This is a genomic window from Pseudogulbenkiania subflava DSM 22618, assembly GCF_900177275.1.
GTDB lineage: Bacteria > Pseudomonadota > Gammaproteobacteria > Burkholderiales > Chromobacteriaceae > Pseudogulbenkiania > Pseudogulbenkiania subflava.
The window spans coordinates 23,746-36,830 of the sequence record NZ_FXAG01000030.1 but is presented as its reverse complement, the minus strand read 5'-3'; the positions used below and the strand labels follow the sequence as shown (position 1 = coordinate 36,830).

General features: G+C 62.7%; 12 protein-coding genes and 1 pseudogene. 2 read left to right on the top strand and 11 right to left on the bottom strand.

Annotated features, from left to right (window positions below; translation table 11 throughout):
* Positions 1–293, bottom strand: a 293-nt coding sequence (locus tag B9N72_RS19305; protein WP_143477847.1) for a helix-turn-helix domain-containing protein, incomplete at its 3' end; no start/stop codon positions are given.
* Positions 294–356: 63 nt separating this feature from the next.
* Between B9N72_RS19305 and B9N72_RS19300 the strand changes: the two genes are divergently transcribed.
* Positions 357–1,193: an EAL domain-containing protein gene (locus tag B9N72_RS19300; RefSeq protein WP_159453058.1), complete on the top strand. Its 837-nt coding sequence runs from the start codon at positions 357–359 to the stop codon at positions 1,191–1,193.
* 134 nt (positions 1,194–1,327) lie between these two features.
* On the opposite strand, the gene cuyB is transcribed toward B9N72_RS19300, so the two are convergent.
* The 9 genes from cuyB to B9N72_RS19255 form a co-directional block, all read right to left on the bottom strand.
* The gene (cuyB, locus tag B9N72_RS19295; RefSeq protein ID WP_200811075.1) at positions 1,328–2,080 is read right to left on the bottom strand and encodes a cysteate racemase; all 753 of its coding nucleotides are present in this window, start codon (positions 2,078–2,080) and stop codon (positions 1,328–1,330) included.
* Positions 2,077–3,093: a D-cysteate sulfo-lyase gene (gene cuyA, locus B9N72_RS19290; protein WP_085277823.1), complete on the bottom strand. Its 1,017-nt coding sequence runs from the start codon at positions 3,091–3,093 to the stop codon at positions 2,077–2,079. The genes cuyB and cuyA overlap by 4 nt, the downstream gene beginning before the upstream one ends.
* Positions 3,094–3,117: 24 nt before the next feature.
* Positions 3,118–3,915 carry an ABC transporter ATP-binding protein gene (locus B9N72_RS19285; protein ID WP_085277822.1) on the bottom strand — a complete coding sequence of 266 codons (798 nt, stop codon included), beginning with the start codon at positions 3,913–3,915 and terminating at the stop codon, positions 3,118–3,120.
* Positions 3,912–4,643: an ABC transporter permease gene (locus tag B9N72_RS19280; RefSeq protein ID WP_200811072.1), complete on the bottom strand. Its 732-nt coding sequence runs from the start codon at positions 4,641–4,643 to the stop codon at positions 3,912–3,914. The genes B9N72_RS19285 and B9N72_RS19280 overlap by 4 nt, the downstream gene beginning before the upstream one ends.
* A 41-nt stretch (positions 4,644–4,684) precedes the next feature.
* Positions 4,685–5,776, bottom strand: a complete 1,092-nt coding sequence (locus B9N72_RS19275) for a taurine ABC transporter substrate-binding protein (protein ID WP_200811070.1) — start codon at positions 5,774–5,776, stop codon at positions 4,685–4,687.
* 192 nt (positions 5,777–5,968) lie between these two features.
* Positions 5,969–7,783: a family 2A encapsulin nanocompartment cargo protein cysteine desulfurase gene (locus B9N72_RS19270; RefSeq protein ID WP_085277820.1), complete on the bottom strand. Its 1,815-nt coding sequence runs from the start codon at positions 7,781–7,783 to the stop codon at positions 5,969–5,971.
* Positions 7,758–8,687: a family 2A encapsulin nanocompartment shell protein gene (locus tag B9N72_RS19265; protein WP_085277819.1), complete on the bottom strand. Its 930-nt coding sequence runs from the start codon at positions 8,685–8,687 to the stop codon at positions 7,758–7,760. The genes B9N72_RS19270 and B9N72_RS19265 overlap by 26 nt, the downstream gene beginning before the upstream one ends.
* A gap of 89 nt (positions 8,688–8,776) precedes the next feature.
* The gene (epsC, locus tag B9N72_RS19260; RefSeq protein WP_085277818.1) at positions 8,777–9,721 is read right to left on the bottom strand and encodes a serine O-acetyltransferase EpsC; all 945 of its coding nucleotides are present in this window, start codon (positions 9,719–9,721) and stop codon (positions 8,777–8,779) included.
* Positions 9,722–9,874: 153 nt separating this feature from the next.
* Positions 9,875–10,390 (bottom strand): rhodanese-like domain-containing protein, encoded by a 516-nt coding sequence (locus B9N72_RS19255; RefSeq protein WP_085277817.1) that lies wholly within the window; start codon positions 10,388–10,390, stop codon positions 9,875–9,877.
* A gap of 252 nt (positions 10,391–10,642) precedes the next feature.
* On the opposite strand from B9N72_RS19255, the pseudogene B9N72_RS19250 reads away from it, so the two are divergent.
* Positions 10,643–11,870, top strand: a pseudogene (locus tag B9N72_RS19250) (IS3 family transposase).
* Positions 11,871–12,003: 133 nt separating this feature from the next.
* Here B9N72_RS19250 and B9N72_RS19245 read toward each other — a convergent pair.
* On the bottom strand, positions 12,004–13,041 hold the full coding sequence (locus tag B9N72_RS19245) for an Imm72 family immunity protein (protein WP_159453057.1): 1,038 nt from the start codon (positions 13,039–13,041) through the stop codon (positions 12,004–12,006).
* Between the last annotated feature and the right edge of the window lie 44 nt (positions 13,042–13,085).

The window sequence follows — 13,085 nt, the reverse complement described above, 5'->3', positions numbered from 1 at the left end:
AGTTTGGCTGGCCGTCCACCGGCACGAGCATTCAGGATGCCGACTAGACCGTGGCGTTCCCAGTTGTGAATCCATGTTCTGATGCTCTCGCCGCTGATTCGCAACACGGCGGCAACGGTGGCAATGTCCTGACCTTGGTTGACAGCAATCAACGCCTTGCCGCGCAAGCGGAAATATTCCTTGGGGTGTGCTTTGGCTAATTGTTCAAGAGTGCAGACTTCAGCTTCATTCAAGGTCAATGTGAGTTTACGCATCGTCGAACCGGCATCAGGGAGATACGCAAACAGAAGCAAAAATCATTCCAACTTAGTTGTGCGGCACTACTTATTAATGGCAGATTAATACCATGAATGACCATGAAACGGTTCAAGCAGTCCAAAAACTATCCTGCCGGTTTTTCGCCCGAACAGATTATCCATTGTCAGGCCTTGCTGGCGGCAATGCCATGTCCGGTACGCCTGCAATGGAATGACCAAGAGGTATTCGCCTGTTTTGATGGCTGGTGGCTCACCAGCGAGTTTTCCCCTGTATTACACGATGCCCATGACACGTGCCGGCTTTCCCATCATGCCGCGCGCCTGCGAATACACGGCCAGTTTGGCCAATCGCTGCCAGCAGATTGGCTGTTTGCCATGAATTACGCCGAGCACAAGACCCTCGCCCTGCTCAAACTGATACGCGTGCTGCACCTGCTCAATCACCTTGGGCGCAATGGAACCGAAGCCGCTTTGCGGATCGATCTGGACCCGCGCATCTGCAATGCCCACAGCGAACGCATTGTCGACTTTACTGTTGCCCTGCTGCTGCAGTTGGGCATGACGCCGGAGCAGGTACGTTTTCTGCTGTTTATCGACCACCGCTCCAGCGCTGCCGGCAAGACACTGGTGGCGCGCTACCGCGAGCACCACCACCGGGTGGGCCTTGGTGGTTTTGGCGAAGGCGAGGACGACCTGCAGCGTCTCTGGCAATGGGAGCCGGACGACGTGGTGCTGTCGCCGCGTTACACACGCCGCGCCATCATGTACCCGCAGGTGCGGGATCAGCTGGTGACACTGATGCCGCAGCTAGTGGAGCAAGGCTTTGCGCTGGGAGTGGAGGACATCATGTGTGGCAATTTGCTTGGCATCGCACGGCAGATGCAGGCGCGCTATCTGGCCGGGTCGTTTGTTTCCACGCTGATGTCTGCGGTGTGAACTGAATCGAGGATATCGCGGGGACGCCAAGTACCCTTGTTTGGGTCTTCTTCGCCCGGCATCGCCTTCCCGTGTTTCCATCTACCGGGTGGCGAGCCGGGCTTTGGGGTTTGCCACTTACCGCGTCGGTGCCGTCATGGTGCGGCCAAGGCGGTGGGTTGTACGGCGCCAGCGGCTTGGGCGTGGTTCCAGTAAGCCAGCACGGCTTTTGCCAGTGCCACCGCCGGGTCGATGCTGACGGCCTGCAATGGGGAGTTGATGGCGGCCAGCGCCACCGGCACTTCGGTGCAGGCCAGGATCAGCCGCGTAGCCCCTTGACCGACCAGCGCCTCGGCGACCTGCTCCAGCAAGTTACCAGCCAGGGGCAGCGCGTTGCGTTTCACGGCGTAGCAGCCGGGAGTAAACCAGCGGTCCAGCGCCGGTTCGTCCGGCAGCACATAGCTTATGCCCCTTGCGGCCAACCTTTGCTGGTACAGCCCGCTTTGCAACGTACCGCGGGTGGCGATGATGCCGACGCATTCGCTGGCCGCATCCCGCTCCAGCGCGTCCAGGGTGGCGTCCACGATATGAATCAACGGCGCCGTACTGGCCGCCGCCAGCTCGTCGAACCAGTGATGGGCGGTGTTGCAGGGGATCACGATACGGGTGGCTCCCGCCTCGTTCAGCCTTTCAATGCCCTCCAGCATGGCGGGCAGCGGGCTGTCGCCGTGCCCGGCAAGGTAATGCTGGCGATCGGGAATCTGCGGCACGTTCCACACCACGGTGGGAACGTGCTCCTGATCGCGGCCCGCCGGGGTGGCCAGGATCAGCTTGTGCAGAAAATCCACCGTCGCCAGCGGCCCCATGCCACCTAGCACGCCGACGAGCGGTGTCCGCGTCAGGCTCACTTCACTCCGCCCTGAGGTTGCAGCGTGTCGCGGTAGCCAAACAAGCCGGCAGCACCACCGGTGTGCACGAACACGATGTTTTCGTCGTGGCGGAAGTGCCCCTGGCGGATCAGGTCCACCAGCCCGGCAAACGCTTTGCCGCTGTAGACCGGATCGAGCAGGATGCCTTCGTGCCGGGCCAGCAGGCGGATGGCTTCCAGGGTGCCTTCGGTGGGAAGGCCGTAGCCTGCTCCCACGTAATTGGCATTGACGCGCACCGCCTCATCGTCAAACGGTTGGCGGATATCCAGCAAGTCCCAGGTCTGGCGCGCCAGTTTGCGTACGTTGTCGATCTGCTTTTCACGCGGCGCACGCACGCTGAATCCCAAGACCGGGATGTTGCTGTTGGCCGCCTGCAAGCCAACGACAAGGCCTGCCTGCGTGCCGGTGCTGCCAGTGGCGTGAACCACATGGTCGACGCGCAGGCCCAGGTCGGTACTCTGCTGCAGGATTTCCTGTGCCGAGGCCACGTAGCCCAGCGCGCCAATGGCGTTGGAGCCGCCGCCCGGTATCAGGTAGGGCCTTTCGCCGGCCGTCTGCAGACGCTCGCCCACCGCGATCAGTTCATGGTTCATGTCCAGTCCCGAGGGACGGGTTTCGATGCTGGCGCCCAGCAACTGATCCAGCAGCACGTTGCCGTTACTGTAGTAGTCGGAGTGTGCGCCGCTCACGCGCTCTTCCAGCAACACCGTGCTTTTCAGTCCGAACTTGTTGGCGGCGGCGATGGTCTGGCGCACGTGATTGGACTGGGTGGCGCCCTGGGTCACGATATGGGTCGCTCCGCGCGCCAGCGCATCGCCCAGCAGGAATTCGAGCTTGCGCGTCTTGTTGCCGCCGAGAGCCAGGCCGGTATTGTCGTCGCGCTTGATGTAGATTTGCGGGCCACCCAGTGCTCGGGTGATGTTGGGCAGGAACTCCAGCGGGGTCGGCGCCTGGGTGAGGCGTACGCGGGGAAAGCGGGCAAGGGTTGTCATGTCGTTATCCTTATCTAGGAAAGGTCAGGCGGGCTGCAGGCCCAGGCTTTTGGCGGCTTCTTCCCGCACGGCGTGCAGGATGTCGCGCTTGAGCTGGCCGTAGGCAGAGTCGGTCAGCAGTTCTTCGGGGTTGCGCGGTCTGGCGAACGGTACAGTCAGGGATTCACGTATCTGGCCAGGGCGGGCCGACATCACCAGCACGCGGTCGGCCAGGAATAGCGCTTCGTCCACGTCGTGCGTCACGAACAGGATGGTGGTGCGCGTGCGCTGCCAGATGTCGGTGAGCAGTTCCTGCATCGCCAGCCGCGTTTGCGCGTCCAGCGCGCCAAAGGGCTCATCCATCAGCAGGGTTTGCGGCTTGGGCAGCCAGGCTCGCGCCAGGGCGGCGCGCTGGCGCATGCCGCCGGAGAGCTGCCACGGGTAGTGCTCGGCAAAATCCTGCAAGCCCACGAGCTGCAGATAGCGCTCCGCATCGGCCTGGTAGCTGGCCTTATCGGCGCCGGTCATGCGCGGGCCGAAGGTGACGTTGTCGCGCACGGTGAGCCAAGGAAACAGCATGGGTTGCTGGAACACCATGCCGCGCTCCGGGCCTGGCTCGCTGATCGGCCGATGATCCAGCAGGACACGGCCGTGGTCCGGCTGCTCAAAGCCGGCCACCAGGTTGAGGATGGTGGATTTGCCGCAGCCGGACGGCCCCAACAGGCAGACGAACTCGCCTTCGTTCACGGTCAGCGACACATTGTCCAGCACGGCGGTGCGGCCGGCGCCGGGCGCGGCAAACTGCTTGCTAACATGTTCCAGCGTAATGCGCGGATGGCTCATGCGTCTCTCCCCGTCCACGGTGCAAAGCGGCGTTGCAGCAACTGCAGCAGCCAGTCGAAGGCATAGCCGGTGAGGCCCAGCAGCACGATGCCCAGCAGCACCACGTCGGTACGCAGATAACTGCCGGCATTGATCACCATCCAGCCCAAGCCGGAGTTGGCGGCCACCATTTCGGCGGCGATCAGCGAGGTCCAGCCGATGCCGATGGACAAACGCACGCTGGTGAAGACCTCGGGCAGGGCATCCGGCAGCACCACGTGCACGAACTGCTGACGACGGCTGGCACCCAGCGTCCGTGCGGCACGCAGCCGACCCTGGCTCACGCCGTGTACGGCTGCGCTAGCGCCCACCACGATGCTGAGGAAGCTGGAGATAAAGATCAGGAAAAACTTGGCCCCCTCGCCAATACCGAACCACACGATCACCAGCGGAATCAGCGCGATTTTCGGCAAGGGTCGCAAGAACTGCACGAAGGGGTTCAGTACGGCGCCAAACAGCGGCGACAAGCCCATCGCCAGCCCCAGCGGTACGCCAAGGGCAATAGCCACCGCAAACGCCAGCAGTGCCCGCCCGGTGCTGACGGCAAAATGTTGCCACAGCGGCGTTTGCCGGTAGCCGGAGATGGCCAGCTCCTGCACGGTCTGCCACAAGTCGCTGGGGGGTGGCAGCAGTAACGGGTCTACCCAGCCGAGAGAGCCTGAAAGCTGCCACAGCACGACAAACAGCAATACCGCCGCCGCACTGACCAGTGGCAGCTGCCAGCGTTGCCCTATTTGTCGCCAGGCAGCCAACCTTGACGTTGGCCGACCTGGCGTGGCCGCGAGTATCCATTGAGATTCACTAGCCACGCCTGCCTCACTTGATGGCTGCAGCTTGCTGCAGGAAGGTGGTATTGATCGCCGGGGCGTAGGATTCCGGCACTTCTTGCTTGCGGATCTCGCCGATCTCGGCCAGGAAGTTGGCGGTGGCCTTGTACGAGGTCACGATGCGCGAGCCGTTCTTGGCGTTGCCGGTGCCGATATAGGCAGGCGTCAGACGGGTATTGCAGACCGGACAGGGTGCTGCGCACCGTTTCCAGCGGAATGTTCAGATGCTGGGCGATTTGCTGCGCCGAGCCTTCCCGGTCTTTCTTGTATTGATCGACCTTGTCTTGCGCCACGCGCAGGAACTTGGTCACCAGCTCCGGGTATTTGGCGGCGAACTCCTTGCGCACCACGAAGTTGTTGAAGATCAGCACGCCATGCTTCTGCAGCTCGCGGGTCGCAAAGATTTCCTTGCCGCCATCGGCCTCCAGTTGCTGGGTAAAAGGACCCCAGACATAGGCGGCATCGATATCGCCGCGTTTCCACGCAGCGACGATCTCGGCCGGTTTCAGGGTGAGGACGTTGATTTTGCTGCGATCGGCCTTGGCCAGCTTGGTGCCCACTTCAAACGCGTATTGCGCGGTGGAGTTGGGCGGGTAGGCCACGGTTTTGCCTTCTAGGCCCTTGAACGTGGTCAGGCCGTTACGGGCGATCAGGCGCTCGCTGGTGGCGATGATTTCCGGCGTGCCGATAACCTCGATCGGCAGCTTGCGGGCGATACCGGCGGCGGCGGGACTGGAACCGAAGCGGGCGATATCGATTTCCTTGGCGGCAAACAAGGTCAGCACGTCCGAGCCGGAACCGAACGGAATCCATTTCACCGGTGTGCCAAATGCCTTGTCGAAGGATTTATCGATCTTGCCCAGAATCCAGGTGCGCGGACCACCGGCATAGGCAAAGCGTACTTCGGCCGGGACATCTTCGGCGTAAGAAAAAGCGGGGAGTAAAACAGTGGCAGCCAGCAATAGGCCTTTAATGAAATGGCGGCGATTATTCATGGGAAGCCCCTTAATTTGGAGACATCATATTAATTCATGAAATCGCACAGGCTAAATGGCATTAAATCAATAGCACTCCCATATTGTTCATTAGATTTAATCTTGAATATATCTCCACGAATAAATGGTAGGCCGTTAAATAAAAAAACCCTGCCAAAATGGCAGGGCGGGGCGGCAAATATGACAAGAAGCTTATGAACGTTTAGCCAAGCGGTGCAGCACCGCCACCAGCTTGTCGACTTCCTCGCAAGTGTTATAAAACGCCAGCGAGGGACGCACCGTCGCCTCCAGCCCGAAGCGACGCAGAATCGGCTGGGCGCAATGGTGGCCAGAGCGCACCGCGATGCCTTCCTGGTTCAGCGCCTTGCCGACTTCTTCCGTCCGGCAGCCGGGCAACACGAAGGACAGCACGCTGGCCTTGTTGGCGGCGGTGCCGATCAGGCGCAGCCCCGGCACGCTCTGCAGGCCGTGCGTGGCATAGACCAGCAGGTCGTGCTCGTAACGGGCGATGTTGTCCAGGCCGATGCGCTCGACGTAGTCGAGGGCCGCGCCCAGACCCACCGCGTCCGCGATGTTGCCGGTACCGGCTTCGAAGCGGTTGGGCGCCGGCTGGTACAGCGTCTTCTCGAACGTCACGTCGGCGATCATGTTGCCACCGCCTTGCCACGGCGGCATGGCGTCGAGCAGGGCGGCCTTGCCGTAGACCACGCCGATGCCGGTCGGGGCGAACACCTTGTGTCCGGAGAACACGAAGAAGTCCGCATCCAGCGCCTGCACGTTCACCCGCAGGTGTGACACCGATTGCGCACCGTCCACCAACGCCTTCGCCCCGGCAGCATGCGCCAGCGCCACGATCTCCTGCACCGGTGTCACCGTACCCAGCGCGTTCGACACCTGGGTGATCGCCACCAGCTTGGTCCGGCTATTGAGCAGCTTGCGGTACTCGTCGAGCAGGATCTGGCCGCTGTCGTCCACCGGGATCACGCGGATCTTCGCGCCGACGCTGGCCGCCAGCAACTGCCACGGCACGATGTTGGCGTGGTGCTCCAGCTGCGACACGACAATCTCATCCTCGGCCCCGATGTTCTGACGGCCCCAGGTGTTGGCCACCAGGTTGATCGCCTCGGTGGCGCCGCGCACGAAGATGATCTCGTCGGGCGAGGCCGCGCCGATGAAGCGCGCCACCTTGTTGCGCGCCGCCTCGTAGGCATCGGTGGCGCGTGCCGCCAGTTCGTGCGCGGCACGGTGGATGTTGGAGTTCTCGTGCTGATAGAAGTACGAGATCCGGTCGATCACCGCCTGCGGCTTGTGCGTGGTGGCCGCGTTGTCCAGCCAGATCAACGGCTTGCCGTTGACGCGCTCGGCCAGGGTCGGGAAATCCCGGCGCACCGCGTTGACGTCGAAACCGTGCTGGCGGCTGGCGACCTGGCGGTCGAAGTCCGGCGCTTTTTCCAGTCGAGGCGTGGCCTCGAGGAAATAGTACTGGCCGGAGGCCGGGGCCGCCGCTGGCGTGGACGCCGGGCTGCCGCGCGGGGTGCCGATCAGCAGCTCGCGCAACGCCTCCTCGCCAGGCAGGCCGAACGACTGCGCGGTAACGCGGTCGTCGGCGATCACGTTGGCCGAAGCCGGTGCCGAGTGATAGGCACTGGACTCGCCCAGGAAGTAATAGGGCGACGACACCGGCGCTCCACCCACCCCGGGCGCCGACGGCTGCACAGCCGACACCTGGGGCACCGCTGCGGCATAGCCTTGCGGCACGGCGTAGGACGCCTCGCTGCCACGACCGAAATCGGACAGCGCACTAGGTGCAGGCGCCACGGCAGGGGCGGCCGCCGGCGTGGGTGCCACGCTGGGGCCTGGTTCGGCCAGCTGCAGGCCGCTGCTGGATTCCGGCACTTCCTGCCCCGGCAGCGCGCTGAAGAAGGCGTTGGCCAGCCTGGCCAGCTCGCCCACGTCCAGCAGACCTCCGCCGGAAGGCGGATTACTTGTAAGTATCTGGATAGTCATGGTACTTGCCGATCTCCACGTCTTCGAGCACGGCCAGTGCATCTTCGGTCAGCACGGCCAACGAGCAATACAGCGAAATCAGGTAGGACGCGATGGCTTTGCGGTTGATGCCCATGAAGCGCACCGACAGCCCCGGGCTCTGCTCGCCGGCCAGGCCCGGCTGGTACAGCCCGACCACGCCCTGACGCTTGTCGCCCACGCGCAGCAGCAGGATCTTGGTCTTGCCGTTCTCGTCGATCGGCAGCTTGTCCGACGGGATGATCGGCACGCCGCGCCACGTGATGAACTGCGAGCCGAACAGGCTCACGGTCGGCGGCGGTACGCCGCGACGGGTGCACTCGCGGCCGAAGGCGGCGATGGCCAGCGGGTGGGCGAGGAAAAAGCCCGGCTCCTTCCACACCTTGGTCAACAGCTCGTCGAAGTCGTCCGGGGTTGGCGCGCCGGTCAGGGTGGAGATGCGCTGGGTCTCGTCCACGTTCGCCAGCAGGCCGTATTCCGGGTTGTTGATCAGCTCGCTTTCCTGACGCTCCTTGATGGTCTCGATGGTCAGGCGCAGCTGTTCCTTGATCTGGTCGTGCGGGCTCGAGTACAGATCGGACACGCGGGTGTGCACGTCCAGCACCGTGCTCACGGCGTTCAGGAACAGCTCGCGCGGCTGCTCGTCGTAGTCCACGAATGTCTGCGGCAACTCGGACTCGTCGCGCTGCGAGCACGCCACGCGCACGGCGGCGGCGTTCTTCACGCGGTTGAGGCGGAAGATACCGGCCTCGACCGGATTCCATTGCAGCAGGTGCACCAGCCAGCGCGGGCTGATGGTGGACAGCTGCGGTACGGTCTTGGTGGCATTCGCCAGCTGGCGGGCGGCGCTGTCGCCGAGGGCCAGTTGAACATCCTGAAGTTTCATGACTACTCCTTTTGCTGCGGTTGGAAAATTCTGCACGCACCCGTCCCGCTGACGCGCGGGCCAGAGAGGTGAGAAGGTAAAAAGGGGATTCAGTCGGCGTCGTGCCGCAGGCTGGCCTGCGTCACATTGCTGCCGGGTGCCACGCTGCGTGTGAGCCAGACGTTGCCGCCGATGGTCGCGCCGTGGCCGATGGTGATGCGCCCCAGCACCGTAGCGCCGGCGTAGATCACCACGTCGTCCTCGACGATGGGGTGTCGCGGCTGGCCTTTCTGCAGCTCGCCGTTATCACCCACGGGAAAGCGCTTGGCCCCCAAGGTGACAGCCTGGTACAGCCGCACGCGCTGGCCGATAACAGCGGTCTCGCCGATCACCACGCCGGTGCCGTGGTCGATGAAGAAGCCGGCGCCGATCTCGGCGCCCGGGTGGATATCGATGCCGGTATCGGAATGGGCGATCTCGGCGATGATCCGGGCCACCAACGGCACCCCGGCTGCATACAGCCGATGGGCCAGGCGGTGGTGGATGATGGCGGTGATGCCGGGGTAGCACAGCAGCACTTCGTCGACGCTGCGTGCGGCCGGGTCGCCCTGGTAGGCAGCGTGCACATCGGCATCGAGCAGGCTGCGCAGCCGCGGCAGGTCGGCGGCAAACTCCCGGACGATATTCACGGTGTGCGCCTCGACGCCATCATCGACGTCGCCGCGCAGGCGGGCGGAATAGCTCAGCTCCAGCCTTACCTGTCCCGCCAGCGCATCGAGTGCGAGGCCGAGGGTGTGGCCGACGTAGAAGTCCTCGCTGGCTTCGCGCAGGTCGGGCGGGCCGAGCCGCAGCGGGAACAGCGCGCCGCACAGCGCCGTGACGATGGAGCGCAGGGCGTCCCGCGAGGGGAATTCACGCACGCCGATCTCGCTCGAGCGGCCTTGCTGGCGGCGCCAGCGTTGGCGGGCGTCGTGCAGTTCGCCGACGATGCGCTCGAGGTGCCAGTCATGTTGCAGCCCTTGGGCCGCTTGCAGGGGGCGGACCAGGTCATTCATGGTGCTGGCCTCCTGGCACCCGGCGAGGGTGCGATGCAGTCAAAACGTTGGGCATGGGAACTCCTCGCCGACGTGGTCACGACGTCGGCTAACGTGGGCAACTATCAAATGGGGAGGGGCAGGGTGTCGGCGATACCCCGAGGGAGCCGGCGCTCAGTCCTGCTGCCAGGGCAGGCCCCAGTGGCGCCAGCCGCCGGCCTCACCGCGCTGCTGTTGCTCGTCCAGATCGCCCTCGAAGCCTTCCAGCACGTTGTACACCTGGCTGAAACCGGCCTTGGTGGCGGTCTCGGCGGCGGCGGCCGAACGCTTGCCGCTGCGGCACAGCAGCAGCACCACGGCGTCCTTGCCGGCCTTGTTTTCCAGTTCGCGCAGGAAGCGCGGGTTCTTGATCAGCGCGGCACCGGTCTGCCATGCCACGTGCAGCGAACCGGGCACGTGGCCGACGAACTTGCGCTCCTCGGCGGTGCGCACGTCCACCAGCAGGGCGCCGCCTGCCTGCAGCAGTGCCCACGCCTCCAGTGGGTAGAGTCCACCGGCGTAAGGCAGGCCGGCGACGACGGCACGGTCGCGGGCGGTGCTCAGCAATTCGCCAATGTCGAAGTCCGGCACGTCATGCCGGTGAGCGGTGGTGGTCGGCGAAGCCGAGCCGGCGGTATGCGTGATGGTCATGAATGTCTCCTGGCGGCGTGTCGTGTTGCTGTCAGTCGACTATACGTGGGCGGTTCTTTGCCGCTAACCAAGAAAATCTGATTTTGAATATTCAGGTTTTGGATTTAGCCCGGCCCAGGCCAAGCCGGCATCAAGAGAGTATGCGGGTGGGCCAGCCCTCATCCTGAATAGCCGATGATGCAAACACACCGCTTGACCAGCCGGCGCGGGATGAGGCGTGGCTGAACGGCCACTGGCTGATAACGAGAGAAGCTGGCCCCGCCTCCCTCCTGCGGGTATAGCCTGGCTTTTAAACTGTCGGTCGTAGAGCAGGTAGAAAAAGGCGAACTGACTTACAAAGAGGCGCAACGCCGCTATGGTATTCAAGGTCGTTCGACGGTGCTGGTATGGTTACGTAAGCACGGTTTGCAGGACTGGAGTGCCCAGCCCTCCCGTCGCTCCCTGGGGATCGCGATGGGGAATCAAGGCAACAAGCCGCTGACGCCAGAACAGCGGATCAAGGAGCTGGAAACCCAACTCAAAGAGGCCAATGAGAAGGCGCAGCTATTCGAAGCGATGCTTGAGGTCTTGAAGAACGACTACGGGGTGCGCGTAGTAAAAAAGCCTTCGGGCAGGTCCTTGCCCAAAGGCTCGTCCAAGGGTTGAGCGTGAGCCGGGCCTGCCGATATGTCCAGCTGAGCCGCCAAGCCTATACAAGCGCCGCCAAAGCGAAAGCCATCGTGCCGAACGGAATGGTAAAGTGATCGCGTGGGTGAGGGACGTGCGCTTGCGCCAGCCCCGACTGGGAACACGGAAGCTGCACCATGTGCTGCAATCGCGAATGGCTGAAGCGGGGATCAAGCTGGGACGGGACGGTTTGTTCGATCTGTTGCGTACAGCCCGCCTGCTGGTCGTGCCGCAGCGGGCGTACCATAAGACCACACACAGTCACCATCGCTTTTACCGCCATCCTAATCTGCTCAAGGCCGGGCCACACCAAGTCGTCCCGACGGGGCCGGAGCAGGTCTGGGTGGCGGATATCACCTACTTGCCGACAGCGCAGCGGTTTGCTTACCTGAGTCTAGTGACCGACGCTTACTCAAGGAAAATTGTTGGCTATCACGTGCATGACAGCCTGCAGACGGAGGAAGTCAGCGGTGCCCTCAAAATGGCCTTGCGGACGCGACGTTCACGGCAGCCGTTGATTCACCATTCCGATCGCGGCATTCAGTATTGTTCGGCCTACTATCAGCAGATCCACGAACGGCACGGGCTGACGTGCTCAATGACCGATGGCTACGATTGCTACCAGAATGCCCTGGCAGAGCGGGTGAACGGCATTCTAAAAGGCGAACTGCTGCTGCATCGCCCAGCCGATTTGCAGCAGGCGAGGAAAATGGTGGAGCAGTCGGTGAGGATCTACAACCACGAGCGCCCTCACCAAGGCCTGAAATACAAGACGCCCGATGAGGTACATCGGGCGTCTGTAGCGAGCATCTGACCAGCACATGCGGCGCGCTGGCAGGTGTCAACCTATGTCAGGACTGGACATACATGTGACTGTGATAAAGCCCGTCAGCGGCAGGTCACCAAGAAACTGAATGGCTGTAGTCCAAAACACGACAGCCAAGATTTTACTCTGCTTCGCGGTACCAGATGGTGGCGCCGTAGTTGGAGTCGGGGAAGTTGGGCATCATTTCGCCCTGCGCGAAGGCGCGGCGGGCATCGGGTCTGGCGGGCGTCCACCAGGTGCCGTCTTGCGGGCAGGGCTGCCCGGCTTCGCAACGACCACCATGAGAAACTGCCTCCACAAACTGTTCTGGGCCGGGAGCAGGTTCTACGGCGGGCTTGAGGTAGGCTGACTCGTCCGGAATGACGCCATCGCGGTAACGGGTGTCTTCCCATACCAGACGCCAGGTGGCGGGTAGTACGTGCTGTTTCCCTGGTTCGTAGCCGTAGTTGGGGTCATCAATCCATGGTGTAACTGCACCCTTGACGAAATAGTTGAGGCAGTCGGTTTCACCAGGGGCACGATGCGGAAGCACCAATTCCCAAATGCCATCGGTCGATACGGTATCACCACTCTCGGTCAGAACCGTGGTTGGTTCGGGTGTTGGGGGGCAAACGGTTGGTAGGGGACCTAGTTCGGCTCCGTTGTGGGCAAGATATTCCTCCAAGCCTTCTGAACCGATCATCGTCACGGGATGCCAATCCATATAAGTGGGGCGTTGCTCATAAACCAGAAAGGCGCCTTCAGGCGTGGCAGCCTCTTTCAACAGCCGTAACTTCTCCAAGCGGGGAGTCCAGACCGTATAGAGTGGCACACCGCGTTCGCCACCATCGTATTTGTTGATTTCAGCGGAGGTCACGCCATCCATTGCTCTGAATGCGGCCCCTTGAGCCTCTCCCAGATAACCGTCCTCACGCTCACGCCAAACTGAACGGTCGCCTTTCGCCAGCACGGCCAGGCCTTTCGGGTACAAATCCTGCGCCTTGTAGGCAAAGCGCACATTGTACTCCGGGGGGCGCTCGCCTTCCGGCCAGGTGGCCAAAGCTTCTTCATAGGCTTTGACAAACACATCAAACTGTCTGGCGTAGTGCGCCCATACGGAGTAACTCGACCACTTTTGCAGCAGCCAGAACAGGCGGTGGCGGTTGTATTGCAGGTTCATCTTGCGGTTTCCTTCTGTTTGCCCTGATTGCAGGTGCGGTGGTG